Source organism: Cupriavidus sp. USMAA2-4, assembly GCF_001854305.1.
Lineage (GTDB): Bacteria > Pseudomonadota > Gammaproteobacteria > Burkholderiales > Burkholderiaceae > Cupriavidus > Cupriavidus malaysiensis.
In genome coordinates this window covers 3,180,326-3,206,169 of the sequence record NZ_CP017748.1, presented here as the reverse complement: position 1 = coordinate 3,206,169, position 25,844 = coordinate 3,180,326, and the positions used below count along the sequence as shown (strand labels likewise).

24 protein-coding genes are annotated in these 25,844 nt (G+C 69.0%); 14 read left to right on the top strand and 10 right to left on the bottom strand.

Going from position 1 to position 25,844, the window contains the following annotated elements; all coding sequences use genetic code 11:
• Nucleotides 1-2: 2 nt before the first annotated feature.
• Nucleotides 3-1,940, bottom strand: coding sequence for a molecular chaperone DnaK (dnaK, locus tag BKK79_RS14215; protein ID WP_071015289.1), 1,938 nt, complete (start codon nucleotides 1,938-1,940; stop codon nucleotides 3-5).
• Nucleotides 1,941-2,137: 197 nt separating this feature from the next.
• On the bottom strand, nucleotides 2,138-2,689 hold the full coding sequence (locus BKK79_RS14210; RefSeq protein ID WP_071015291.1) for a cob(I)yrinic acid a,c-diamide adenosyltransferase: 552 nt from the start codon (nucleotides 2,687-2,689) through the stop codon (nucleotides 2,138-2,140).
• Between the two features lie 227 nt (nucleotides 2,690-2,916).
• Here BKK79_RS14210 and BKK79_RS14205 point away from each other — a divergent pair, with 227 nt between their 5' ends.
• The 10 genes from BKK79_RS14205 to BKK79_RS14160 all read left to right on the top strand — a co-directional run bounded on the left by BKK79_RS14205 (nucleotide 2,917) and on the right by BKK79_RS14160 (nucleotide 12,808).
• Nucleotides 2,917-4,335 carry an FAD-binding oxidoreductase gene (locus BKK79_RS14205; protein ID WP_071037911.1) on the top strand — a complete coding sequence of 473 codons (1,419 nt, stop codon included), beginning with the start codon at nucleotides 2,917-2,919 and terminating at the stop codon, nucleotides 4,333-4,335.
• Nucleotides 4,336-4,351: 16 nt separating this feature from the next.
• On the top strand, nucleotides 4,352-5,242 hold the full coding sequence (locus tag BKK79_RS14200) for a LysR substrate-binding domain-containing protein (RefSeq protein WP_071015297.1): 891 nt from the start codon (nucleotides 4,352-4,354) through the stop codon (nucleotides 5,240-5,242).
• A gap of 189 nt (nucleotides 5,243-5,431) precedes the next feature.
• Nucleotides 5,432-6,922 (top strand): FAD-linked oxidase C-terminal domain-containing protein, encoded by a 1,491-nt coding sequence (locus BKK79_RS14195; protein ID WP_071015299.1) that lies wholly within the window; start codon nucleotides 5,432-5,434, stop codon nucleotides 6,920-6,922.
• Between the two features lie 7 nt (nucleotides 6,923-6,929).
• Nucleotides 6,930-7,847, top strand: a complete 918-nt coding sequence (locus BKK79_RS14190) for an ion transporter (RefSeq protein WP_071015301.1) — start codon at nucleotides 6,930-6,932, stop codon at nucleotides 7,845-7,847.
• A gap of 58 nt (nucleotides 7,848-7,905) precedes the next feature.
• Nucleotides 7,906-9,000, top strand: a complete 1,095-nt coding sequence (glcE, locus tag BKK79_RS14185; RefSeq protein WP_071015304.1) for a glycolate oxidase subunit GlcE — start codon at nucleotides 7,906-7,908, stop codon at nucleotides 8,998-9,000.
• Nucleotides 9,001-9,051: 51 nt separating this feature from the next.
• On the top strand, nucleotides 9,052-10,296 hold the full coding sequence (gene glcF / locus BKK79_RS14180) for a glycolate oxidase subunit GlcF (RefSeq protein ID WP_071015306.1): 1,245 nt from the start codon (nucleotides 9,052-9,054) through the stop codon (nucleotides 10,294-10,296).
• 254 nt (nucleotides 10,297-10,550) lie between these two features.
• Entirely contained in the window at nucleotides 10,551-10,916 is a 366-nt protein-coding gene (locus BKK79_RS14175) for a CidA/LrgA family protein (RefSeq protein ID WP_071015309.1), read from the top strand.
• A gap of 2 nt (nucleotides 10,917-10,918) precedes the next feature.
• On the top strand, nucleotides 10,919-11,641 hold the full coding sequence (locus BKK79_RS14170) for an LrgB family protein (protein WP_071015311.1): 723 nt from the start codon (nucleotides 10,919-10,921) through the stop codon (nucleotides 11,639-11,641).
• An 85-nt stretch (nucleotides 11,642-11,726) separates the two neighbouring features.
• Nucleotides 11,727-12,107 (top strand): VOC family protein, encoded by a 381-nt coding sequence (locus BKK79_RS14165; protein ID WP_156811314.1) that lies wholly within the window; start codon nucleotides 11,727-11,729, stop codon nucleotides 12,105-12,107.
• Between the two features lie 11 nt (nucleotides 12,108-12,118).
• Nucleotides 12,119-12,808, top strand: coding sequence for a helix-turn-helix transcriptional regulator (locus BKK79_RS14160; protein ID WP_071015316.1), 690 nt, complete (start codon nucleotides 12,119-12,121; stop codon nucleotides 12,806-12,808).
• A 90-nt stretch (nucleotides 12,809-12,898) separates the two neighbouring features.
• On the opposite strand, the gene BKK79_RS14155 is transcribed toward BKK79_RS14160, so the two are convergent.
• The 3 genes from BKK79_RS14155 to BKK79_RS14145 all read right to left on the bottom strand — a co-directional run bounded on the left by BKK79_RS14155 (nucleotide 12,899) and on the right by BKK79_RS14145 (nucleotide 15,743).
• Complete coding sequence (locus BKK79_RS14155; RefSeq protein ID WP_071015318.1) at nucleotides 12,899-13,399, bottom strand: glutathione peroxidase; 501 nt, start codon at nucleotides 13,397-13,399, stop codon at nucleotides 12,899-12,901.
• Nucleotides 13,400-13,475: 76 nt separating this feature from the next.
• Nucleotides 13,476-14,615, bottom strand: a complete 1,140-nt coding sequence (locus BKK79_RS14150) for a PilT/PilU family type 4a pilus ATPase (RefSeq protein WP_071037910.1) — start codon at nucleotides 14,613-14,615, stop codon at nucleotides 13,476-13,478.
• An 81-nt stretch (nucleotides 14,616-14,696) separates the two neighbouring features.
• On the bottom strand, nucleotides 14,697-15,743 hold the full coding sequence (locus tag BKK79_RS14145) for a type IV pilus twitching motility protein PilT (protein WP_071015324.1): 1,047 nt from the start codon (nucleotides 15,741-15,743) through the stop codon (nucleotides 14,697-14,699).
• A gap of 166 nt (nucleotides 15,744-15,909) precedes the next feature.
• Between BKK79_RS14145 and BKK79_RS14140 the strand changes: the two genes are divergently transcribed.
• Entirely contained in the window at nucleotides 15,910-16,617 is a 708-nt protein-coding gene (locus BKK79_RS14140) for a YggS family pyridoxal phosphate-dependent enzyme (protein ID WP_071037909.1), read from the top strand.
• Nucleotides 16,618-16,678: 61 nt separating this feature from the next.
• A complete protein-coding gene (gene proC / locus BKK79_RS14135) occupies nucleotides 16,679-17,515 on the top strand; it encodes a pyrroline-5-carboxylate reductase (protein ID WP_071015330.1) in 837 nt (278 codons plus the stop codon).
• 117 nt (nucleotides 17,516-17,632) lie between these two features.
• On the opposite strand, the gene ubiA is transcribed toward proC, so the two are convergent.
• The 5 genes from ubiA to recG form a co-directional block, all read right to left on the bottom strand.
• Nucleotides 17,633-18,490: a 4-hydroxybenzoate octaprenyltransferase gene (ubiA, locus tag BKK79_RS14130; RefSeq protein ID WP_071015334.1), complete on the bottom strand. Its 858-nt coding sequence runs from the start codon at nucleotides 18,488-18,490 to the stop codon at nucleotides 17,633-17,635.
• Nucleotides 18,491-18,702: 212 nt separating this feature from the next.
• Complete coding sequence (locus BKK79_RS14125) at nucleotides 18,703-19,188, bottom strand: Dps family protein (RefSeq protein WP_071015337.1); 486 nt, start codon at nucleotides 19,186-19,188, stop codon at nucleotides 18,703-18,705.
• Between the two features lie 114 nt (nucleotides 19,189-19,302).
• On the bottom strand, nucleotides 19,303-19,485 hold the full coding sequence (locus tag BKK79_RS14120) for a hypothetical protein (RefSeq protein ID WP_071037908.1): 183 nt from the start codon (nucleotides 19,483-19,485) through the stop codon (nucleotides 19,303-19,305).
• 428 nt (nucleotides 19,486-19,913) lie between these two features.
• Nucleotides 19,914-20,864 (bottom strand): LysR substrate-binding domain-containing protein, encoded by a 951-nt coding sequence (locus BKK79_RS14115; RefSeq protein WP_071037907.1) that lies wholly within the window; start codon nucleotides 20,862-20,864, stop codon nucleotides 19,914-19,916.
• Between the two features lie 134 nt (nucleotides 20,865-20,998).
• Nucleotides 20,999-23,155 carry an ATP-dependent DNA helicase RecG gene (recG, locus tag BKK79_RS14110; RefSeq protein WP_071038543.1) on the bottom strand — a complete coding sequence of 719 codons (2,157 nt, stop codon included), beginning with the start codon at nucleotides 23,153-23,155 and terminating at the stop codon, nucleotides 20,999-21,001.
• A 222-nt stretch (nucleotides 23,156-23,377) separates the two neighbouring features.
• Here recG and queA point away from each other — a divergent pair, with 222 nt between their 5' ends.
• Nucleotides 23,378-24,466 (top strand): tRNA preQ1(34) S-adenosylmethionine ribosyltransferase-isomerase QueA, encoded by a 1,089-nt coding sequence (queA, locus tag BKK79_RS14105; protein WP_071037906.1) that lies wholly within the window; start codon nucleotides 23,378-23,380, stop codon nucleotides 24,464-24,466.
• A 55-nt stretch (nucleotides 24,467-24,521) separates the two neighbouring features.
• A complete protein-coding gene (gene tgt, locus BKK79_RS14100) occupies nucleotides 24,522-25,652 on the top strand; it encodes a tRNA guanosine(34) transglycosylase Tgt (protein ID WP_071037905.1) in 1,131 nt (376 codons plus the stop codon).
• The last annotated feature ends 192 nt before the right edge of the window (nucleotides 25,653-25,844 follow it).

Here is a 25,844-nt window from a genome sequence, read left to right as displayed (position 1 = left end):
GTTTACTTCTTGTCGTTGACTTCCTTGAACTCGGCATCCACGACGTTGTCGTCCTGCGGCTGCGCCTGCTGCTGCGCGCCGGCCGCACCGGCCGCGGCGCCTTCGCCGGCCTTGGCCTGCATGTCGGCGTAGACCTTCTCGCCCAGCTTCTGGCTGGCTTCCGACAGGGCGTTGATCTTGGCCTCGATGTCGGCCTTGTCGCCGCCGCGCACCGCATCTTCCAGTTCCTTGACGGCAGCCTCGATCTTTTCCTTCTCGCCGGCTTCCAGCTTGTCGCCGTACTCGGTGACCGCCTTCCGGGTCGAGTGGATCAGCGCATCGGCCTGGTTGCGGGCATCCGCCAGCTCACGGGCCTTCTTGTCTTCCTCGGCGTTGGCCTCGGCGTCCTTGACCATGCGTTGGATCTCGTCTTCCGACAGGCCCGAGTTCGCCTTGATGGTGATCCGGTTTTCCTTGCCGGTGGCCTTGTCCTTGGCGCCCACGTGCAGGATGCCGTTGGCGTCGATGTCGAAGGACACTTCGATCTGCGGCGTGCCGCGCGGCGACGGCGGGATGCCCTCGAGGTTGAACTCGCCCAGCAGCTTGTTACCGGAGGCCATCTCACGCTCGCCCTGGTAGACCTTGATGGTCACCGCGGGCTGGTTGTCGTCGGCGGTCGAGAATACCTGCGCGTGCTTGGTCGGGATCGTGGTGTTCTTGCCGATCATCTTGGTCATCACGCCGCCCAGCGTCTCGATGCCCAGCGACAGCGGGGTCACGTCCAGCAGCAGCACGTCCTTGCGGTCGCCCGACAGCACCGAGCCCTGGATCGCGGCACCGACGGCCACGGCCTCGTCGGGGTTGACGTCCTTGCGCGCTTCCTTGCCGAAGAACTCCTTGACCTGCTCCTGCACCTTGGGCATGCGGGTCATGCCGCCGACCAGGATCACGTCATCGATGTCGCTGACCTTGATGCCGGCGTCCTTGATCGCGATGCGGCAAGGCTCGATGGTGCGCGTGATCAGTTCCTCGACCAGCGCTTCCAGCTTGGCGCGGGTGATCTTCAGGTTCAAGTGCTTCGGACCCGAGGCATCCGCCGTGATGTACGGCAGGTTGATCTCGGTCTGCTGCGAGCTCGACAGTTCGATCTTGGCCTTTTCGGCAGCTTCCTTCAGGCGCTGCAGTGCGAGCACGTCCTTGGACAGGTCGACGCCCTGCTCCTTCTTGAACTCACCGATGATGTAGTCGATGATGCGCTGGTCGAAGTCCTCGCCGCCAAGGAAGGTGTCGCCGTTGGTCGACAGCACTTCGAACTGCTTCTCGCCATCCACGTCCGCGATCTCGATGATCGAGATGTCGAAGGTGCCGCCGCCGAGGTCATACACGGCGATCTTGCGGTCGCCCTTCTCGTTCTTGTCCAGGCCGAAGGCCAGCGCGGCCGCGGTCGGCTCGTTGATGATGCGCTTGACGTCCAGGCCGGCGATGCGGCCGGCGTCCTTGGTGGCCTGGCGCTGGCTGTCGTTGAAGTAGGCCGGCACGGTGATGACCGCTTCGGTCACCGGCTCGCCGAGGTAGTCCTCGGCGGTCTTCTTCATCTTGCGCAGCACTTCGGCGGAGACCTGCGGCGGCGCCAGCTTCTGCTCGCGCACCGACACCCATGCGTCGCCGTTGTCGGCCTTGACGATGGAGTACGGCATCAGGCCGATGTCCTTCTGGACTTCCTTCTCTTCGAACTTGCGGCCGATCAGGCGCTTCACCGCATACAGGGTGTTGCGCGGATTGGTGACCGCCTGGCGCTTGGCCGGCGCGCCCACCAGGATCTCGCCGTCTTCCATGTAGGCGATGATCGACGGGGTGGTACGGGCGCCTTCCGAATTCTCGATGACCTTGGGAGTGTTGCCTTCCAGGATCGCCACGCAGCTATTGGTGGTACCGAGGTCGATACCGATGATCTTACCCATTTATTCTCTCCTATTGAGCCATCGCTATCCGCGCGGCTGCAATTCAACCTGAGGCCGAAATTGTGGCACCCAGGGGCTTTTCAAGGGTCTACAGCGTTTTTCCGACTAAATTTCTCGACTTTTCGCGGGGATATCGGCAGGAGGCCGCGCGCCGGAACCCGGACGTGAAGTCCCGGCGCAACAAAGTCGACCTTCCGTCACTCATCCCGGGCGCGCTGCCACAGCACGTCGCTGCCGCCGGCGGACCGGTTGAGCACGCGGGCCAGCACGAACAGCAGGTCCGACAGGCGGTTCAGGTAGTGGCGCGGCGCATCGTTGAGCGCCTCGGCGGCACCGAGGGCGACCAGGCTGCGCTCCGCCCGGCGGCAGACGGCACGGCAGACGTGGGCCTGGGCCGCGCCCCGGCTGCCGCCCGGCAGGATGAACTCGGCCAGGCGCGGCAGGTCGGCGTTGTAATGGGCCAGCCACTCGTCGAGCCGGATCACGTGGGCCTCCTTGAGCAGCGGGTAACCCGGGATGGACAGTTCGCCACCGAGATCGAACAGGTCGTGCTGCACCTGCAGCAGGGCCCCGCGCACCGCCTCCGGCAGGTCCTCGGTCAGCAGCAGGCCGAGTTGCGAATTCAGTTCGTCGACATCGCCGATGGCGCCGATGCGCAGGCTGTCCTTTCCGGTTCGGCTGCCGTCGCCGAGGCCGGTGGTGCCGTCGTCGCCGGTGCGGGTCACGATCTTGGTCAGGCGCTTGCCCATGTTCTGCTCTCTCCTGCGGCGCTTGCCGCGCTATAGCTTGTGAACCGGACATTATGGCGCCGTTCGCGTCGCGCGGGCAGTCCGGCGCGGCCACCGCCTCCGGGCCGCCGGCCCCGGGGCGTAAAATAAACAAATTGACACCCAGACGAAACCGGGCCGCGCCCCTGCCGCCCGCCGGTCCGCTGCCGGCGGCGCGGGCGCCGGGAACGGGCCCGCAGGAGACCGGCATGAACCAACCCGCCCCCCAAGCCGCGCTGGCGCGCCGCCCGCTGCCGCCCGCTGTCGTCCAGGCCCTGCAGGCCCGCTTCGGCGAGCGCTTTTCCACCTCGGCGGGCGTGCGCGAGCACCATGGCCGCGACGAATCGCCGTTCCCGCCCGCCCTGCCGGATGCCGTGGTGTTCGCGCACAGCACCGACGAGGTAGCCGCGGTGGCGCGGCTGTGCCATGACCACGACGTGCCGCTGATCCCCTATGGCGTCGGCTCCTCGCTCGAAGGCCACCTGCTGGCGGTGGCCGGCGGCATCAGCCTGGACCTGTCGCAGATGAACCGCGTCGTCGCGCTGCAGGCCGAAGACCTGACCGTGACCGTGCAGCCCGGCGTGACGCGCAAGCAGTTGAACCAGGAAATCAAGGATAGCGGGCTGTTCTTCCCCATCGACCCGGGCGCCGACGCTTCGCTGGGCGGCATGTGCGCCACGCGCGCCTCGGGCACCAATGCCGTGCGCTACGGCACCATGCGCGAGAACGTGCTGGCGCTGACGGTGGTCACCGCCGACGGCCGCGTGATCAAGACCGGCACGCACGCGCGCAAGTCTTCCGCCGGCTACGACCTGACCCGCCTGTTCATCGGCAGCGAAGGCACGCTCGGCATCCTGACCGAGATCACGGTGCGCCTCTACCCGCAGCCCGAGGCCATCTCGGCCGCGGTGTGCGCCTTCCCCAGCATGCGCAGCGCCGTGCAGGCGGTGATCGAGACCATCCAGCTCGGCGTGCCGGTGGCGCGCGTGGAGTTCGTCGACCCGCTCGCCATCCGCGCCATCAACCGGCACGACAAGCTGGCGCTGCCCGAGCTGCCCCACCTGTTCTTCGAGTTCCACGGCAGCGAGGCCGGCGTGCGCGAGCAGGCCGAGACGGTGCAGCAGATCGCCGCCGACCACGGCGGCCAGGGCTTCGAATGGGCAACCCGCCCCGAAGACCGCAGCCGCCTCTGGAATGCACGCCACAATGCCTATTTCGCCATGCTGCAGCTCAAGCCGGGCTGCCGCGCGGTGACCACCGACGTGTGCGTGCCGATCTCCCGCCTGGCCGACTGCGTGGGTGAGACCGAGCGCGACCTGCGCGCCTCTTCGCTGCCCTGCCCCATCGTCGGCCACGTCGGCGACGGCAATTTCCACGTGGTGATCCTGGTCGACCCGGCACTGCCGCGGGAGATGGAAGAGGCCGAGGCACTCAACCGCCGCATCGTCGAGCGCGCGCTGGCCATGGGCGGCACCTGCACCGGCGAGCACGGCGTGGGGCTGCACAAGATGGACTTCCTGGTGCGCGAGCACGGCGAGGACGCGCTCGACCTGATGCGCGCGATCAAGGATGCGCTCGATCCGAAGCACATCCTGAACCCCGGCAAGATCTTCCGCGCCTCGCGCTGAAGGAGCACGCGCATCCATGGCTTCGCTGTTCAACCGCGTCCCGCCGCTGCACCTGCTGATCGCCTTCGAGGCGGCCGCCCGGCTGGGCAGCTTTGCGCGCGCCGCCGAGGAACTGTCCGTCACGCCCAGCGCGGTCTCGCACCGCATCAAGAACCTCGAAGAGCTGTGGGGCGACGACCTGTTCGTGCGCGCCAACGCCGCGCTGCGCCTGACCGCGGCCGGCACGCGCTACCTGCGCAATGTGCAGGATGCGCTCAAGTCGCTCAACGAACTGGCCCGCCCCGAGTACAACAAGCAGCGCGCGCGCCTGCGCGTGGCGATCCCGCCCACCTTCGGACGCCAGCACCTGGTGCCGCGCCTGCCAGAGTTCGGCGCGCTGTACCCGCACATCGACATCGAACTGCACCTGGCCGTCCCCCTGCTCGACGTCAAGGCCCAGGACACGGATGTGGAGATCCGCTACGGCACCGGCCGCTATCCCGACCTGAAGGCCACCAGGCTGCTGGTCGAACCGGTCTTTCCCGCCTGCGGGCGCGAATACTTCGAGCGCATCGACGGCCGCGCCGTGACGCGCCCGGAGCACCTGCACGGCCTGGTGCTGCTGCGCAGCCCGCTGGAACCGTGGAAACCCTGGTTCGAGACCGCCGGCCTGGACTGGCCCGAACCCCAGACCGGGCCCCAGTTCAACGACATCGGGCTGATGCTCGAAGCCATCGCCACCAACCAGGGCGTGGCGCTGGTGCGCCAGCGCATGGCCAAGCAGTGGCTGTCGCTCGGCCAGATGGTGCGCCTGCTGGACATCGAATCGGTATCGCCGCACGGCTACTACATCGTCGAGCGCGAACAGGCGCCGCTCAATCCCGAGGCCCGCTACTTCGTCGACTGGCTGCTGGGCCTCGACTGGTAGAACCCGGCCCTGCCGCCCTATCATGCCTATGCCTGGGGACGGCGGCCGGCATGCCGCCCCGGCATGAACGGAATTGATCGCCCTGCCGCGCCGAATTCACGTCTGCAGCAGGCGTTTCCGGCGCGCGGCTGCGCTATAGTCAGCGCTCCCGGACACGGCGTGCCGCGCCCGGCCACTACAGGAGTTGCCATGAATGCCCCGCACGAAGCCAAGCCCCTGACCGATGCCGCCCGCCAGGCGCTGCTCGACGGCCTGGCCGCGATCCTGCCCGACGCGGCGCTGCTGACCCGTCCGGAAGATACCGTGCCCTACGAGTGCGATGGCCTGGCCGCCTACCGACAATTGCCGCTGGCGGTGGCCCTGCCGGATACCGAGGACCAGGTGGTGGCCATCCTGCGCCTGTGCCACCGGCTCGGCGTGGCGGTGGTGCCGCGCGGCGCCGGCACCAGCCTGTCAGGCGGCGCCATGCCGGTCGCCGACGGCCTGGTGCTGTCGCTGGCCAAGTTCAAGCGCATCGTCTGCGTGGATGCGCGCGCGCGCACCGCCGTGGTCCAGCCCGGCGTGCGCAACCTGGCCATCTCCGAGGCCGCCGCGCCCCACCAGCTCTACTACGCCCCCGACCCCTCCTCGCAGATCGCCTGCACCATCGGCGGCAACGTCAGCGAGAACTCGGGCGGCGTGCACTGCCTGAAGTACGGACTGACCGTGCACAACGTGTTGCGCGTGCGCGCCGTGACCATGGAAGGCGAAGTGGTCGAATTCGGCTCCGAGGCCCCCGACGCGCCCGGCCTCGACCTGCTGGCGGTGCTGATCGGCTCCGAAGGCATGCTGGCGGTGGTGACCGAGGTCACCGTGCGGCTGATCCCCAAGCCCCAGCTCGCCCAGGTCATCATGGCCAGCTTCGACGACGTGGAGAAAGGCGGCAATGCGGTGGCCGACGTGATCGCCGCCGGCATCATCCCGGCCGGCCTGGAAATGATGGACAAGCCGGCCACGGCCGCGGTCGAGGAATTCGTGCACGCCGGCTACGACCTCGATGCCGCCGCCATCCTGCTGTGCGAGTCCGACGGCACGCCCGAGGAAGTTGCCGAGGAGATCGCACGCATGAGCGAGGTGCTGCGCGCCTCCGGCGCGACCCGCATCACCGTGTCGCAGAGCGAGAGCGAGCGCCTGCGCTTCTGGAGCGGACGCAAGAACGCCTTCCCCGCCGCCGGCCGCATCTCGCCCGACTACTACTGCATGGACGGCACCATCCCGCGCAAGCACATCGGCACCCTGCTCAAGCGCATCGAGCAGATGGAGGGCAAGTACGGCCTGCGCTGCATCAATGTGTTCCATGCCGGCGACGGCAATATGCACCCGCTGGTGCTGTTCGACGGCGCGGACCAGGACGAGTGGCACCGCGCCGAGCTGTTCGGCGCCGACATCCTGGAAGCCTGCGTGGAACTGGGCGGCACCGTCACCGGTGAGCACGGCGTCGGCGTGGAGAAGCTCAATTCGATGTGCGTGCAGTTCGCTCCGGCCGAGCGCGAAGCCTTCTTCGCCGTCAAGGCGGCCTTCGACCCGGCGCGCCTGCTCAATCCCGACAAGGCCATCCCGACCCTGGCGCGCTGCGCCGAGTACGGCAAGATGCACGTGCGCCGCGGGCTGCTGCCCCACCCCGACCTGCCGCGCTTCTGACGCCACCATGTCCCGACCGTTGCAACAGGAAATGCTGCGCCAGCGCCTGGGCAGGCCCGAGGCCGGCTGGCGCCAGCGCTGGTACACCATCATCTTCGAGGCCGACACGCGCGCCGGGCGCCTGTTCGACATCGCGCTGCTGGGCGCCATCGTGGCCAGCGTGCTGGTGGTGGTGCTCGACAGCCTGGCGGCCGTGAACCAGCGCCTGGGCACCTTCTTCACCGTGCTGGAATGGATGTTCACGCTGCTGTTCACCATCGAGTACGCCATGCGCGTGCTGGTGGTGCGGCGGCCGCTGCGCTATGTGTTCAGCTTCTTCGGCATCATCGACTTCATCTCCATCCTGCCGACCTGGCTGGCCTTCTTCGTGCCGGAGCTGGCCTTCCTGATCGACGTGCGGCTGCTGCGGCTGCTGCGCGTGTTCCGCATCCTGAAGCTGACCGTCTACTTCGAGGAGGCGCAGGTCCTCTACCTGGCGCTGGCCAACAGCCGCCGCAAGATCGGTGTGTTCCTGTGCACCGTCTGCATCATCACCGTGATCCTCGGCACCGTGATGTACGTAGTGGAGGGCCCGGAGCACGGCTTCACCAGCATCCCGACCAGCATGTACTGGGCAGTGGTCACGCTGACCACCACCGGCTTCGGCGACATGGTGCCCAAGACGCCGCTGGGCCAGCTCATCACCTCGCTCACCATCCTGCTCGGCTACGGCATCATCGCCTTCCCCACCGGCATCGTCGGCGCGGAGCTGGCGGCGACCATCATCCGGCGCCCCCTCACCACGCGCACCTGCACCCATTGCCTGAGCGAGGGACACGATGCCGACGCGCATTTCTGCAAGCACTGCGGCAGCGCGATGGCACCGCACCAGAATGACGCCGGGATACAGGCGCCGCCGGGTGCCGGTGCCGGGCGCAAGCCCTAGCGGCGCGGCGGCGACCACATCATTCAGAACAGAACAGCCAGACCAGAGACAACCCCACATGGATACCTCGCTCGACGCCTTCCGCGATGCCATCCGCCAGGCCGCCGCCCAGCGCACTCCGCTGCGGCTGCGCGGCGGCGGCAGCAAGGACTTCTACGGCCAGGCCCCCGCCGGCACGCTGCTCGACACGCGCGGATGGCGCGGCATCGTCGAATACGATCCGGCCGAGCTGGTGGTCACGGCGCGCTGCGGCACGCCGCTGGCGGAGCTGGAAGCGGCGCTGGCGGAAAAGCGGCAGATGCTGGCCTTCGAGCCGCCGCATCTCGATGCCGGCGCCGGGCTGGCGACCGTGGGCGGCGCCGTGGCCGCCGGCCTGTCGGGGCCGCGCCGGCAATCGGTCGGCGCGCTGCGTGACTTTGTCCTCGGCGCCCAGCTGATGGACGGGCGCGGCGAGGTGCTGAACTTCGGCGGCCAGGTGATGAAGAACGTGGCCGGCTATGACGTCTCGCGCCTGCTGGCCGGCTCGCTCGGCACATTGGGCCTGATCCTGGAAGTCTCGCTGAAGGTGCTGCCGATCCCCTTCGCCGATACCACGCTGCGCTTCGCCTTCGACCAGCAGCAAGCCCTCGATGCACTCAATACCTGGGGCGGCCGCCCGCTGCCGATCGCGGCCTCGGCCTGGCACGACGGTGCGCTGCACGTGCGCCTGTCGGGCGCCGAGGCGGCGCTGCGCGCGGCTTGCGCCCAGCTCGGCGGCGAGACCGTGGCCGAGAGCGAGTCGGCCGCACTGTGGCAGGCGCTGCGCGAACAGAGCCATGCCTTTTTCGCCCCTGTCGCCGCTGGCCGCGCCTTGTGGCGCATCGCCGTGCCGGGCACCGCCGCGCCACTCGCCCTGCCCGGCGCGCAACTGGTGGAATGGGGCGGCGGGCAGCGCTGGTGGCTGGCCGACGATGACAGCGCGGACACGGCAGCCCATGTGCGCGCGGCCGCGCAGGCGGCGCGCGGACACGCCACGCTGTTCCGCAACGGCGACAAGTCGGTCGGCGTGTTCACGCCGCAACCGGCGCCGCTGGCAGCGATCCACGCGCGCCTGAAGGCTGCCTTCGACCCGGCCGGCATCTTCAATCCGCAGCGGCTCTACCCCGGGCTCTGAGGCCCGCGCCGACGGCAAGCGCCCGACCCCGACCCACACGGCACCGAGACCATGCAAATCACCCTGGCCGATTTTCTCCGCGACACACCCGAGGGCACGGAAGCCCAGTCCATCGTCGGCAAGTGTGTGCACTGCGGCTTCTGCACCGCCACCTGCCCCACCTACCAGCTGCTCGGCGACGAACTGGACGGGCCGCGCGGCCGCATCTACCTGATGAAGCAGGTGCTCGAAGGCCAGCCGGTCAGCGAATCGACGCGCCTGCACCTGGACCGCTGCCTGACCTGCCGCAACTGCGAGTCGACCTGTCCGTCGGGGGTGCGCTACGGCCGCCTGGTCGATATCGGGCGCGAGGTGGTCGAACAACGGCTGGCCGCCGCCGGCAAGCTGCGCCCGGCCGGCGAGCGTGCGCTGCGCTGGGTCCTGCGCGAAGGCCTGACGCGTCCCGCGCTGTTCGGCTCCGCGCTGCGGCTGGGGCAGATGGCGCGGCCGCTGCTGCCCGCCGCGCTGCGCGCCAAGGTGCCGCCGCTGCAGGACGCCGGCGTGCGCCCGCGTCGCAGCCACGCACGCAAGATGCTGCTGCTGGAAGGTTGCGTGCAGCCCGCCATGTCGCCCAATATCAATGCCGCCACCGCGCGCGTGTTCGACCGCCTCGGCATCGAACTGGTGACGGCGCGCGAAGCCGGTTGCTGCGGCGCGATCCGCTACCACACGGGCGACCACGCCGGCGGCCTCGACCATATGCGGCGCAATATCGATGCCTGGTGGCCACACATCGAAGCGGGCGCCGAAGCCATCGTGATGACCGCCTCGGGCTGCGGCGCGCTGGTCAAGGAATACGGCCACCTGCTGCGCGACGACGCGCGCTACGCCGAGCGCGCGCGCCGCGTCTCCGCGCTGACGCGCGACCTCAGCGAGGTCCTGCCCGATTTCGCCGACGAACTGCAGGCCCAGGCCGGCACCGTGCCGCGCGCAGGCCGGCGCGTCGCCTACCACCCACCCTGCACGCTGCAGCACGGCCAGCAGATCCGCGGCAAGGTCGAAGCGCTGCTGGGCCGGCTCGGCATCGAGGTCAGGCTATGCGCGGACAGCCACCTGTGCTGCGGCTCGGCGGGCACCTACTCGGTGCTGCAGCCGGAACTGTCCCTGCGCCTGCGCGATGACAAGCTGGCCAAGCTGCAGGCCTGCGAACCGGAAGCCATCGTCTCGGCCAACATCGGCTGCATCACGCACCTGCAAGGTGGGACCGGGACGCCGGTGATGCACTGGATCGAGCTGGTGGACCGGGTGCTGGGGTAGGCGAAAACGGCGGCGCGGCGCGAAGCCCGTTACGCGGGACGAAGCCGTCGAGATACGCCAACACCACGCGCCAAGCACGAGGTCTTGGCTCCCTCTCCCCGTACGAGGAGCGGCTTGGGGAGAGGGGTGGTCCAGCAAGGCGCCACGCATGACGAAGCCAACCGATTGGCACAGGAACGAGGCCCAGCCCTCACCCCCTGGAGTACCATATCCGCCGATCGCGTCCCTCCGGCTTCCGGCCGGCCAGAATTTTCATGCTCCAGACCTTCGCCATCCTGCTGATCTTCCAATCCATCGGCGAGGTGATCAGCTACGCGCTGCACCTGCCCGTGCCCGGCCCGGTGATCGGCATGATCCTGCTGTTCGGCTGGCTGGTCTTCGACGACCGGCTGCTGCCCGTGATCCAACCCACCACCGGCGAACTGCTCAAGCACCTGTCGCTGCTGTTCGTGCCTGCCGGCGTCGGCATCATGGTGCACGCGCGGCGCATCGAGGGCGAGTGGCTGCCGATCGCCGTCGCCCTGGTGCTGTCGACCTGGCTGGCGATCGCCACCGCCGCGCTGGTCACGCGCATGCTGATGCGCCGTGCCGCGCGCGCCGAGGGAGGGAAGCAGCCATGACCATGACGCCGCGCCTGAACGAGATCTGGGTCTATCTGGCCGCCACGCCGCTGCTGGGGCTGACCGCCACGCTGCTGGCCTATGTCTTCGCGCACCGCATCTACGAGCGCGCGCGCTTCTCGCCGCTGGCCAATCCGGTGATGATCGCCGTGGCACTGCTGGTCACCGTGCTGACGGTGACCGGCACGCCCTACCAGACCTATTTCGACGGCGCCCAGTTCGTGCACTTCCTGCTGGGCCCCGTCACGGTGGCGCTGGCGGTACCGCTCTACCTGCAGCTGCCCAAGCTGCGCACCCATGTGCTGCCGCTGCTGGGCGGCCTGTTCGCCGGCTCGTTGATGGCGGTGGTGTCAGCGGTCGGCATCGGCTGGCTGCTCGGCGCCTCGCCGCAGACGCTGCTGTCGCTGGCGCCCAAGTCGGTCACCATCCCCATCGCCATGGGCGTGGCCGAGAAGATCGGCGGCCTGCCTTCGCTGACGGCCGTGCTGGTGATGCTGACCGGCATCATCGGCGCGGTCAGCGCCTCCGGCGTGCTGGACCTGCTGGGCGTGCGTGACGACAGCGTGCGCGGCTTCGCCACCGGGGTGGCGGCGCACGGCATCGGCACCGCGCGCGCTTTCCAGGTGAACCAGGAAACCGGCGCCTTCTCGGCGCTGGGAATGGGACTGAACGGCGTGCTGACGGCCATCCTGGTCCCCATCCTGGCGGCATGGATGCCACGCTGAAGCGGCGCGCACGATACTGACAGCACGCTGTCAGGAGCCGCCGCGCATGATGCGAACTCCACAACCGCCGACCTCAGGAGGCATCATGCAACACGGTCTGATCAACTGGCTGGAGATCCCGGTCAACGACATGGCGCGCGCCGTGCGCTTCTACGAGCAGGTGCTCGACGTCCGCCTCAAGCGCGAGTCGATGAGCGACCTCGACATGGCGATCTTCCCCAATACCGACCCGGGCGGCGCCCTGGTGGCCGGCGAGGGCTTCCGCCCCAGCACCGGCGGTCCCCTGCCCTACCTGCACGCACCCCGCCTCGACGCCTTGCTGGCGCGCGTGCGCGAGGCCGGCGGCGAGGTGGTGTTCGGACCGCTGCTGCTGCCCGACAACATCGGCCGCATCGCCCACTTCGCCGACAGCGAAGGCAACCGCATCGGCGTGCACGAGCCGCCCGCGGGCGCCGCACAAGGCTGAACGGCTGCCGCATGAGCCGACGCGCCGACCGTCTCTTCCAGATCGTCCAGGTGCTGCGCGGGCGCCGCCTGACCACGGCGGCGCTGCTGGCGCAGCGGCTGGGCGTGTCCGAACGCACCGTCTACCGCGATATCCAGGCGCTGTCGTTGTCGGGCGTGCCGGTGGAGGGCGAGGCCGGCATCGGCTACCGGCTGCGCGCCGACTTCGACGTGCCACCGCTGATGTTCAGCGCGCTCGAGGTCGAGGCCATGGTGGCCGGCCTGCGCCTGCTGAAGGCCTGGGGCGGCGGCGCGCTGGCGGCGGCGGCCGACCCGGCGCTGGAGAAGCTGGTGGCGGCACTACCGCCGGCGCGCCGCATCGCGGCGCAGCAGAGCCGCATCTTCGCGCCGGAATTCGTCAACCCGGCGCACGTGCGCGACACCTTCGACGTGGTCCATGCGGCGCTGGGCGAACAGCGCCTGCTGGAGCTCGACTACAGCGACGCCCAGCAACGCATCACCGAGCGCGTGGTGCAGCCGCTCGGCCTCTTCTTCTGGGGCAACGCCTGGCTGCTGGCCGCCTGGTGCACGGCGCGCACGGACTACCGCAGCTTCCGCCTGGACCGCTGCCGCGCCATCCGCATGCTGGAAGCGCGCTTCCACGAAACGCCCGAGCGCTCGCTGAACGGCTTCCTGCGGGCGGTGCAGGCCAGCGGCGGGTAGCAGCGGGGAGCGGCGGGGGCGCCAGCCAGCGCCGGAGGCAGGCCGGCGGTGCCGGCATGCCGAATCCGGGATTTCAGGACCCTCGCTTCGTCAGGCTGCCGGAGCCGGTTCCGCCAGCAGCGCCTCGATGTCGCGCTTCAGTTCCTCCGGCTTGGTGGTCGGCGCATAGCGCTTGAACACGCTGCCGTCGCGGCGCAGCAGGAACTTGGTGAAATTCCACTTGATGGCCTCGGTGCCCAGCACGCCGGGCTTCTCCGACGTCAGCCAGCGGTACAGCGGGTGGGCAGCCGGCCCCTTGACGTCGATCTTGGCGAACATCGGGAAACTGACGCGGAAGCGCGTGTCGCAGAATTGCGCGATCTGTTCTGCGTCGCCCGGCTCCTGTTTGCCGAACTGGTTGCAGGGGAAGCCGAGCACGTCGAAATCCTGCCCGGCATAGGTTTCCTGCAGCGCCTGCAGGCCGGCGTACTGCGGCGTGAAGCCGCATTCGCTGGCGGTATTGACGATCAGCAGCACCTTGCCGCGGAACTGCGACAGCGGCACCGGCCGGCCGGCCAGCGATTCGGCCTCGAACTGGTAGACATGGCTCATGACGGGGACTCGGGAAGTTGTCGGGATAAAGACGGCCACAGCATAGCGCGGCCGCGCCCCGCGTGCGCGCGGCAGCTCAGATCACGTTCAGGTGCTCGGTGCCGGCGGCCAGGTCGCCGTCGCGGTTCCTGGTGCTGTGCAGCTTGATCATCAGCCGCAGGTCGTTGAGCGAGTCGGCATTGCGCAATGCATCCTCGTAGCTGATCTTGTCTTCCTCGTACAGGTCGAACAGCGCCTGGTCGAAAGAGATCATGCCCTGCTCGCGCGATTTCTTGATGACCTCCTTGAGCTCGTGGATCTCGCCCTTGAAGATCAGGTCGGCCACCAGCGGCGTGCCGATCATGATCTCCACCGCCGGCACCCGGCCCTTGCGCCCCTTGCGCGGCAGCAGGCGCTGCGAAATCATCGCCTTGAGGTTCAGCGACAGGTCGATCAGCAACTGCTGGCGCTTCTCCTCGGGGAAGAAGTTCACCACGCGGTCGATGGCCTGGTTCGCATTGTTGGCGTGCAGCGTAGCCAGGCACAGGTGGCCGGTCTCGGCATACTGCATCGCGTACTCCATGGTCTCGCGGTCGCGGATCTCGCCGATCAGGATCACGTCGGGCGCCTGGCGCAGTGTGTTCTTCAGCGCCACGTGCCAGCTTTCGGTATCGATACCCACCTCGCGCTGCGTGACGATGCAGTTCTGGTGGGCGTGCACGTACTCGATCGGGTCTTCGATGGTGATGATGTGACCGTAGGACTGCGCATTGCGGTGATCGAGCATGGCCGCCAGCGTGGTCGACTTGCCGGAGCCGGTGGCGCCGGTGACGATCACCAGGCCGCGCTTGGACATCACGATCTCGTGCAGCGTGGCGGGCAGGTCGAGGTCGGCCACGGTGGGGATGCGCGTATTGATGGTCCGCAGCACCATGCCGGCCTTGCCCTGCTGGATGAAGGCCGAAGCGCGGAAGCGCCCGGCGTTGGGCACCGACAGGGCGAAGTTGCATTCGTGGCTGTCGTCGAACTCGGCGATCTGCCGCTCGTTCATGATGGCCCGCACCAGCCCGAGCGCCTGGGTGGCGTTGAGCGGCTGCTGCGAGACCGGCGTGATCTTGCCGTCCACCTTGATCGCCGGCGGAAAATCGGCGGTGATGAACAGGTCCGAGCCGCGGTTGCCTACCATCAGCACCAGCAGCTCGTGGATGTACTTGGCGGCGGATTCGCGATCGAGCATGGCGCAGTCCTGCGGTTGTGCGTGGTACGTGTTGCGTAAGGCGGGCGGCAGGTGCCTCGGCGGCACGTCCTCCCGCCGGCCTCAGCCGCCGGTGAAGGCGTCGGGATTCTTGGCGATGGCGCGCGCGTCGCCGTAGTGGATCACGCCGCGCTTGATCAGGTCCGTCAGCCCCTGGTCCAGCGTCTGCATGCCCAGCCCGCTGCTGGTCTGCATCATCGAATACATCTGCGCGATCTTGTTCTCGCGGATCAGGTGGCGGATGGCGGGTGTGGCGATCATGATCTCGTGCACCGCGGTGCGGCCATTGCCGTCGCGCGTCTTCAGCAGCGTCTGCGAGATCACCGCCTCCAGCGATTCCGACAGCATGGTGCGCACCATGTCCTTCTCCTCCGGCGGGAACACGTCGACCACGCGGTCGATGGTCTTGGCCGCGGAGCTGGTATGCAGCGTGCCGAAGACCAGGTGGCCGGTCTCGGCGGCGGTCAAGGCCAGCCGGATGGTCTCCAGGTCGCGCAGCTCGCCGACCAGGATCACGTCCGGATCCTCGCGCAGCGCGGAGCGCAGCGCATTGGCGAAGGAATGGGTGTGCGGCCCGAGTTCGCGCTGGTTGATCAGGCTCTTCTTCGAGTGGTGCACGAACTCGATCGGGTCTTCCACCGTCAGGATGTGGCCCATGTCGTGCTCGTTGCGGTGGTCCACCATGGCCGCGAGCGTGGTCGACTTGCCCGAGCCGGTCGGGCCGGTGACCAGCACCAGGCCGCGTGGCTTCATGCACAGGTCGGCGAACACGGCGGGCGCGCGCAGGTCCTCCAGCGTGAGCACCTTGGACGGAATCGTGCGGAACACAGCGGCAGCGCCGCGCTGCGTGTTGTAGGCGTTGACGCGGAAACGCGACAGGCCGGCGATCTCGAAGGAGAAATCGACCTCGAGGCGCTCTTCATAGGCCTTGCGCTGGGTGTCGCTCATGATGTCGTACACCATGGCGTGCACATCCTTGTGCGCCATCGCGGCGACATTGATGCGGCGCATGTCGCCGTGGATCCGCACCATCGGCGGCATGTCGGCCGACAGATGGAGATCGGAGGCCTTGTTCTTGACGGCGAAAGCCAATAGCTGCGCGATGTCCATCTATAATGACCCCACCCGGAAATTTGCGTGCCGGCACGCGCCTGCGGGTCAGCGCCCCGCGCCCGGAACTGCATTCTTTGGTACAGCTTTTTCGTGTTTTTATGCTGACAGGTCCTGCCGACTTGAACTTCCGCCGCCCGCTTCTCCCTGCCATGTCCGCCGGATTATGTCTGTAATCGCCGCCAACTTGCAAGACGTCAACGGACGCATCGCGGCGGCCGCACAACAAGCCGGCCGACCGGCCGGCGCAGTCGCGCTGCTGGCCGTTTCCAAGACCTTCCCCGACGGGGCCGTGCGCGAGGCCTTCGCTGCCGGCCAGCGCGCCTTCGGCGAGAACTACGTGCAGGAAGGCGTGGCCAAGGTGGTCGCACTCGCCGACCTGCGCGAACAGATCGCCTGGCACTTCATCGGTCCCCTGCAAAGCAACAAGACGAGGCTGGTCGCCGAGCACTTCGACTGGGTCCACGCCATCGACCGCCTGCGCGTCGCCGAGCGGCTCTCGGCGCAGCGTCCGGCCGGGATGGCGCCGCTGCAGGTCTGCATCCAGGTCAATATCAGCGACGAGGCCAGCAAGAGCGGCGTGGCGCCGGAACAGGCGCTGGCGCTGGCGCAGGCGGTGGCGGCCCTGCCCGGACTGCGGCTGCGCGGCCTGATGGCCATCCCGGAACCGGTGGCGGATGCGGCGGCCCAGCGCCTGCCCTTCGCCGCCCTGCGCGAGCTGCTGGGCTCGCTGCGCGCGGCCGGACTGGATCTGGACACCTTGTCGATGGGCATGTCGGGCGACATGGAGGCCGCCATTGCCGAAGGTGCCACGCTGGTCCGCATCGGTACGGCCATCTTCGGTTCGCGCCCCGCGCCCGTGTCGCACGGCTGAGGACGGGCGCGCAATTTCGGCGCCCCCTGCGCTTCCCCACTTTTCTTCGCGAGACACAGCAATGCTCGACACCCTTAGCTTCGGATTCCTCGGCGGCGGCAATATGGCCAGCGCGCTGATCGGCGGCCTCGTCGCGCGCGGCGTGCCTGCCGGCGCCATCCGCGTGGCCGACCCCTTCCCGGAGGCGCAGGCGCGCCTGGCGCGCGATTTCGGCGTACACACGGCGGCAGCGCCCGACGCGGCCTTCGCCGCCAGCGACGTGCTGGTGCTGGCGGTCAAGCCGCAGCAGTTCCGCGACGCCACCGCCCCGCTGCATGACCTGCTGCAGGCCGGCGGCAAGGATCCCCTGATCATCAGCGTGGCCGCCGGCATCCGCCTGCAGGACATGCAGCGCTGGCTGGGCGGCCGCACCCGCCTGGTACGCGCGATGCCCAACACGCCCGCGCTGTCGGGCATGGGCATGACCGGCCTGGCCGCCGCGGCCGGCCTGGGCGAGCGGGAACGCGCCATCGCCACCGCGGTGGCCGAGGCCGTCGGGCAATGCCTGTGGGTGGAGGACGATGCCCGGATCGACGCGGTCACCGCCATCTCGGGCAGCGGCCCGGCCTACGTCTTCTACTTCATCGAAGCCATGCAGCGCGCCGCCACCGAACTCGGCCTGTCGGCCGAGCAGGGCCGCCAGCTGGCGGTCGAGACCTTCCGTGGCGCCGCCACGCTGGCGGGACAGTCGCCCGAACCGGTCGGCACGCTGCGCGAGCGGGTCACGTCCAAGGGTGGTACCACCTACGCGGCGCTGACGGCCATGGAAGGCGCCGGCATCGCCGACGCCTTCGTGCGCGCCATGCACGCGGCGGCTGCGCGCGGCGCGGAGATGGGCGCGGAGTTCGGCAAGGATTGAGGACTCGCGCCGCGCTGCTTGTCTCCCCTCCCCCGCTTGCGGAAGAGGGGCCGGGAGAGAGCGCAGGCGCAGGCGCCACGTACTGGCATCGGCACTGCCCCGATGGTGACGATTGCCTCAGCGCAGGCAGTACGACAACGCCACCCCGGCAAACACGCACGCACCCAGCCAGTTGTTGTGGCGAAAGGCGGCGAAGCACGGCATGCGCTCGCGTCCGCGGATCAGCGTGTAGTGGTACACCGTGCAGGCCGCCGCCGCCGCCAGCCCTGCCCAGTAGGGCCAGCCGAGCGCAAGCTGCAGGCCGGCCCAGGCCATCAGGCCGAGGAAGACCGCATAGCAGATCATGATCGCCGCCACATCGAAGCGGCCGAAGGTGATGGCCGAGGTCTTGATGCCGATCAGCAGGTCATCGTCGCGGTCGACCATCGCGTAGGCAGTATCGTAGGCCACTGCCCAGAACACATTGCCCACCAGCATCACCCACGCCAGCACCGGCACCTGGCCCTGCACGGCGGCGAAGGCCATCGGGATGCCGAAGCCGAAGGCGATGCCCAGGTAGGCCTGCGGGATGGCGAAGAAGCGCTTGAAGAAGGGGTAGCTGCCCGCGATGAACAGCGCGACCACGGCCAGCCACTTGGTCAGGCCGTTGAGCGGGATCACCAGCAGGAAGGCCAGCAGCGACAGCACGCCGGCCACCATCAGCGCCTCCCATCCCGCGATGCGGCCCGCGGTCAGCGGCCGCTCCCTGGTGCGCTTGACGTGCTTGTCGAAATCCCGGTCGGCCCAATCGTTGACCGCGCAGCCGGCCGAGCGCATCAGGAAGGTACCGACGGTGAAGATCCAGAACAACTGCCAGCCCGGCCAGCCGTCGGCCGCCATCCACAGGGCCCACAGCGTGGGCCACAGCAGCAGCAGCGTGCCGATCGGCTTGTCGATGCGGACCAGCCGTATATAGAGGGCAAGGCGTTCGAGCATGGGAGGCTGGGAGGGTATGGCGGAAGACATGGGTGGAAACGACAAGGAGTGCCGCAGGGGCGGAAGCAGACCCTAGCAGGGCCGACAGGAAAAGCAGATCGGCGCGCCCGGCCGGTGCCAGCCAGGGCACCGCGCCGCAACGCCGGCACCCCGCGGCCGTAGCGGCAGCGGGGCGGGAGACCGGCGTGCGGGCGCCGGCCGGGACCTGGCCGTCAGGCCAGCATCGAACGCAGCATCCACGCAGTCTTCTCGTGCGTCTGCATGCGCTGGGTCAGCAGATCGGCCGAGGGCTCGTCGGCAGCGGCATCGACCAGCGGGAAGATCGAGCGGGCCGTGCGCACCACCGCTTCCTGGCCTTCCACCAGCTTGCGGATCATGTCGGTCGCGTCGGGCACGCCCTCCTCTTCGGGAATCGAGGACAGGCGGGCGTATTCCTTGTAGGTGCCGGGCGCCGGGTAGCCGAGCGCACGGATCCGCTCGGCGATGGCGTCCACCGCCAGCGCCAGCTCGTTGTACTGCGTCTCGAACATCAGATGCAGCGTGTTGAACATCGGGCCGGTGACGTTCCAGTGGAAATTGTGCGTCTTGAGGTAGAGGGTGTAGGTATCGGCCAGCAGCTTGGACAAGCCTTCAGCGATCTTCTTGCGGTCCTTGTCGGCGATACCGATGTTCACGCTCATCTCTTTCTTCTTTGCCATGGTTTGCTTCGCTCCATCATTCCGGTAAGGTCACGCGGATGCCGCCGGCTGGCGGCGGGCGGCATCGCCCGTGCATTATGGCACTACTCGATGGCAGGCCCGGGGGCGGCGCTGCTAGCTCAGCACACCGTGCAGGGCCCGGGCCGCGTCGTGCAGCACCACCGCCGCACCCAGCATCGAGACGGCCAGGCCGATCTCCTTGCGCCAGAGCTTGCGGCGCAGGCGCGCCGCCTCCGTGGCGCCCGGCATGGCCGCAACGCGCATCCCGCGCCAGGCATCGATGAAAGTGGCAATCATGAGGTTCCTCCAGTTGGCGACCACGATGGTGGTACGCGGCGCGTACGTTCACTTCGCCGCGGCGTAGCTGGCCAGGCAGTCGGCCAGTCCGCGGCCGATGGCGCGCAAGGAAGGCAGGTGCAAGCGGTTCATGTCGGGCTCCTGATGCCGGCTTGCGCTGGCGGTGTCGATGGAGGAAGTCTAAGGAAACCCGATTGATTGGTAAATTTAAATATTTACCTTAAGTCAATAGCAAAAAACTAAGGAGAACCCGACGTGTTCCGACCGGGCTGAGGCCCGGCGCGGTACGAACCCGCGAGAGTCGGAGAAGAAGCGAAGCAGCCGCAAGCAAGTCCGGCGGGTAGCCGACGAAATACCGGAACATGCGCGCGTGCCGGCGGCGCCGGCTGGATGGCGGCGGCAGGATGACGCCGCCGCCGGGACCGGGCTCAGGCGGCCTCGGCCAGTTCCTTGGAGGCCAGCTTGCGCACGCCGGGCAGTTCGCAGGCAGCTACCGCGGCGGACAGTGCCTGCATCGCGGGCAGGCGCGTGAAGCTCTTGCGCCAGGCCAGCACCACGCGGCGGTCGGGGACCGGGTCGGCGAAGGGCACGTAGGCCAGCATGTCGCTCTTGGGCTTCATGTCGGGCACCGAAGTGCGCGGCAGGACGGTGATGCCCACCCCGCTGGCCACCATATGGCGGATGGTCTCGAGCGACGAACCCTCGAAGGTCTTCTGGATGCCGTCGGCCGCCTGCGAGAAGCGCGACAGTTCCGGGCACACACCCAGCACATGGTCGCGGAAGCAGTGGCCGCTGCCCAGCAGCAGCATGGTCTGCTGCTTCAGCTCGTCCGGATCGACCTGGGACACCTGGGCCAGCTGGTGGCCGCGCGGCACCGCCACCACGAAGGGCTCGTCATACAGCGGCTGCACGGTCAGGCCGGAATCGGCGAAAGGCTCGGCCATGATGGCGCAGTCGATCTCGCCCTGCTTGAGCAGTTCGATCAGCTTGACCGTGTAGTTCTCCTGCAGCATCAGCGGCATCTGCGGCACGGTCTCGATCATCTGCTTGACCAGCGCGGGCAGCAGGTAGGGCCCGATGGTGTAGATCACGCCCACGCGCAGCGGGCCGGCCAGCGGATCCTTGCCCTGCTTGGCGATCTCGCGGATGGCCATGGTCTGCTCGAGCACGCGCTGCGCCTGCGCCACGATCTGTTCGCCCACCGGCGTCACCGACACCTCGGACGTGCCGCGCTCGAAGATCTGCACGTTGAGCTCGTCCTCCAGCTTCTTGATGGCCACGGACAAGGTCGGCTGCGACACGAAGCAGGCCTCGGCCGCCCGGCCGAAGTGGCGCTCGCGCGCGACGGCGACGATGTACTTGAGTTCGGTGAGCGTCATGGCAATCAATTAAATCTGGGTATGCGATAGATTTTACCTTCGATTGCCCGCCTTGTCAGATCGGCGGCCGGCGCGCGGCCGAGGCGGCAGGAATGTGGCGATCCAGTCATCCACGCCACCGACGCGCCACCGGCTCAGGCCTTCAGGAACTGCTCGCGCCCGCCCAGCCAGCGCGCCAGATGGGCCTCCACCGCCTCGGGATGGCGCGCCAGCATCAACTCGGCGGCTTCCTGTGCGTACTCGACCATCCAGGCATCGCGTTCGAGATCGGCGAAACGCAGCATCGCCTCACCCGACTGGCGTGCGCCGAGGAATTCGCCCGGACCGCGGATCTCGAGGTCGCGCCGGGCAATCTCGAAACCGTCGGTGGTCTCGCGCATGGTGCCCAGCCGCTCGCGCGCGGTGGGCGACAGCGGCGCCTGGTACATCAGCAGGCAGACCGACTCGGCGCTGCCCCGCCCGACCCGGCCCCGCAACTGGTGCAGCTGAGCCAGGCCGAAGCGTTCGGCATGCTCGATCACCATCAGCGAGGCATTGGGCACGTCCACGCCCACTTCGATCACGGTGGTGGCCACCAGCACCTGCAGCCGGTTGGCGGAAAACGCCGCCATCACCTCGGCCTTCTCGGCCGGCGGCAGGCGCCCGTGCACCAGGCCCACCTTCAGGTCGGGCAAGGCGGCCGCGAGCGTCTCGTAGGTCTCGACCGCGGTCTGCAGCTGCAGTGCCTCGCTTTCCTCGATCAGGGGGCAGACCCAGTAGACCTGCCGGCCCTCGGCGGCCGCGTGGTGCACGCGCGCGATCACCTCGTCGCGGCGGGCATCGTTGACCAGCCGCGTGACCACCGGCGAGCGCCCCGGCGGCAGTTCATCGATGACTGAGACGTCGAGGTCGGCGTAGTAGGTCATGGCCAGGGTACGGGGGATCGGCGTGGCCGACATCATCAGCTGGTGCGGCACGACCGCCGCGGCACCCGCCCCGTCATCGGCGGCGCCATCGGCCTTGCCGCGCAAGGCGAGGCGCTGCGCCACGCCGAAGCGGTGCTGTTCGTCCACCACCGACAGGCCCAGGCGGGCGAAGCGCACCGTGTCCTGGATCAGCGCGTGGGTGCCGATGGCCAGCTGCGCCTCGCCGGCTTCGACGCGCGCCACCGCCTCGCGCTTGGCGCGCGCCTTCAGGCTGCCGGCGAGCCACACCACGGGCACACCCAGCGGCTCCAGCCAGGCCGAGAGCTTGCGGTAGTGCTGCTCGGCCAGGATCTCGGTCGGTGCCATCAGCGCGGCCTGGTAGCCGGCGTCGATCGCCTGGCAGGCCGCCAGCGCAGCCACGATGGTCTTGCCGCTGCCCACGTCGCCCTGCAGCAGGCGGTGCATCGGATGGGGCGCGGCCATGTCGCCGCCGATCTCCTCGACCACGCGCCGCTGGGCACCGGTCAACTGGAACGGCAAGGCGGCCAGGAAGCGCGTCAGCAGGCCGCCCTCGCGGCGCGGCATGGCCGGCGCATTCTTGTCGCGGCGTGCCGCCTGCGCGCGCTTGAGCGACAGTTGCTGGGCCAGCAGTTCGTCGAACTTGACGCGCTGCCAGGCCGGATGGCTGCGCTCGGCGAGCGCGGCTTCATCCACCTGTTGCGGCGGCGCGTGCAGCAGGCGCAGGCACTCGCTCAGCGGCCGCAGGCGCAGGCGTGCCAGCGGGCCCTGCAGCACCGGCTGCGGCAGCGTCTCGGGCAGGGGCGTGCGGCCGAGCGCGCCGCCGATGGCCTTGCGCAGGTAGGCCTGGGAAATGCCGGCGGTGGCCGGATAGACCGGGGTCAGGCGGTCCGGCAGCGCCTCGCCCTCGCCCACCGTGCGCACCGTGGGGTGCACCATCTCGGCGCCGAAGAAGCCGCCGCGCAGTTCGCCGCGCACGCGCAGGCGCGCGCCCTCGGCCATCAGCTTGACCTGGCTGCCGTAGAAATTGAGGAAGCGCAGCACCAGTTCGCCGCTGTCGTCGGCCAGCTTGACCACCAGTTGCCGGCGCGGGCGCACGGTGACCTCGCTGGAGGTGACCACGCCCTCGACCTGCACCGGCAGCCCGAGGCCGGCGCGGGCGATGGCCTCGGACACGGGCAGCAGCGTGGTCTCGTCCTCGTAGCGCAGCGGCAGGTGCAGCACCAGGTCGACGTCGCGCTTGAGGCCCATCTTGGCCAGGCGTGCCATCGCCGAGGATGGTTTGCCGCCGGCGGCGGCCGGCGCCGGCCGGGCTGGCCGGGCAGCGGCGGCGGGTTCGGTGTCAGGGGTCGGAGCGGTGCCTGGCATCGGGCGGCGATCGATCGCGGTCAAGGACGGTGGAAGACGGTCGGCTGGCCATGGACGCTCGTCGGGCGCGCCCCTTCGCCCGGCGCGGGGCCGGGGCAAATGGGCAATATCACGCGCACCGGAACGGCCTTGGCCGTGCAAGCCTTACAATATCGGATTCGCCGATTGTACCCATGCCTGCCGCCGCCACCGTGCGGCGGCTTCCGCATTGCCGCTTCCACCATGCTGACGCTGTCCGATTTCGACTTCCCGCTGCCACCCGAGCTGATCGCGCAGACCGCCCTGCCCGAGCGCAGCGCAAGCCGCCTGCTGGTGGTGGAGCGGGTCGCCGCGGGAGATGGCCCCGAGGCCACCCGCCTGCTGGACCGCGCCTTCGCCGACATCGTCGACTCCCTGCACCCCGGTGACCTGCTGGTCTTCAACGACACCCGCGTGATCAAGGCGCGCTTCTTCGGCCACAAGGCCAGCGGCGGCAAGGTCGAGGCGCTGGTCGAGCGCCTGCTCGACAGCCATACCGCGCTGGCCCAGGTGCGTGCCTCCAAGACGCCGGCCGAGGGCAGCACGCTGCGCCTGGCGGATGCCTTCGAGGTCACGGTCGGCCCGCGTGCCGGGGAGTTCTTCACGCTGCGCTTCCCCGAACCGGCGCTCGACCTGATCGAGCGCTATGGCCGGCTGCCGCTGCCGCCCTATATCACGCACGATCCCGACGCCTACGACGAGACCCGCTACCAGACGGTCTATGCGCGCAACCCCGGCGCGGTGGCGGCGCCCACCGCCGGCCTGCACTTCGACGACGCGCTGTTCGCCCGGCTCGACGCGATGGGCGTGCGGCGCGCCTTCCTGACCCTGCACGTCGGCGCCGGCACCTTCCAGCCGGTGCGCAGCGAGAACCTGGCCGAGCACAAGATGCACTCGGAGTGGTACGCGGTCTCGCCGGAGCTGGCCGAGGCGGTGCGCGCGACACGTGCCGCCGGCCGCCGCGTGATCGCCGTCGGCACCACCTCGCTGCGCGCGCTGGAATCGGCCGCGCGCGAGGACGGCACGCTGGGTGCCGGCAGCGGCGACACCGACATCTTCATCACGCCGGGCTACCGCTTCCGCCTGGTCGACGCGCTCATCACCAATTTCCACCTGCCGAAATCCACGTTGCTGATGCTGGTCTCGGCCCTGGCCGGCGTGCAGACCATCCGCGCTGCCTACCGCCACGCTATCGCGCAGCACTACCGCTTCTTCAGCTATGGCGACGCCATGCTGCTGACCCGCCAGGACGCGGCCGCCGCACCGGCCGACGCCGCCCGGGACGCTAACTGAGCGGCCGCCCGCGCGCCGCGCCACCTCCCGGAAACCGACCCGCCCCGAACCTGCCATGCTCGAATTCGAACTCCTCACCACCGACGGCAACGCACGCCGCGGCCGCGTCAAACTGAACCACGGTGTGGTCGAGACGCCCATCTTCATGCCGGTGGGCACCTATGGCTCGGTCAAGGCCATGTCGCCGCTCGAACTGAACGAGATCGGCGCGCAGATCATCCTCGGCAACACCTTCCACCTGTGGCTGCGTCCGGGCCTGGACGTGATCGGCGCGCACGAGGGCCTGCACCGCTTCGTCGGCTGGGACAAGCCCATCCTGACCGACTCGGGCGGCTTCCAGGTGTTCTCGCTGGGAGAGTTGCGCAAGATCACCGAGGAAGGCGTGACCTTCGCCTCACCGGTCAACGGCGACAAGCTGTTCCTGTCGCCCGAGATCTCGATGCAGATCCAGCGCGCGCTGAACTCGGACATCGTGATGCAGTTCGACGAGTGCACGCCCTACGAGATCGAAGGCCGCCCCGCCACCCACGCCGAAGCCGCCGCCTCGATGCGCATGAGCCTGCGCTGGGCCAAGCGCTCGCGCGACGAGTTCGAGCGCCTGGCCAACCCCAATGCCCTGTTCGGCATCGTCCAGGGCGGCATGTTCGAAGACCTGCGCGACGAGTCGCTGGCAGGCCTGTCGGAGCTGGACTTCCACGGCTTCGCCATCGGCGGCCTGTCGGTGGGCGAGCCCAAGGAAGACATGATGCGGGTGCTGCAGCACGTGGCCCCGCGCCTGCCGGCCGACAAGCCGCACTACCTGATGGGCGTGGGCACGCCCGAGGACCTGGTGGCCGGCGTCGCCGCCGGCGTCGACATGTTCGACTGCGTGATGCCGACCCGCAATGCGCGCAACGGCTGGTTGTTCACCCGCTTCGGCGACGTCAAGATCAAGAATGCGGCCCACCGCAACGATCCGCGGCCGCTGGACGAAAGTTGCGAATGCTACACCTGCAGGAATTTCTCGCGCGCCTACCTGCACCACCTGCACCGGGTCGGCGAGATCCTCGGCGCACGCCTGAACACCATCCATAATCTCTACTACTACCTGCAGCTGATGCGCGAGATGCGCGAGGCGATCGAGCAGCACCGCTTCGACGCCTTCCGCCTCCAGTTCGCGGCGGACCGCGCGCGCGGCGCGCGCTGAGCACGGGCGGCGCAGCGCCGCTGCCCGGTACGGGCCGGGCGAACTTTCCGCGCCGGGCTGGTCGAATGCCTGGGTCCCGCCGCGTCCGAGACGCGCTCCGGCGGGCACCCCGCACAAACCCCTAGGGCGCCGCAGGCGGCGCCGGAACGGTCATAGTCGGGTGGTAGAATGCCCGATTCATCAAATCTATTT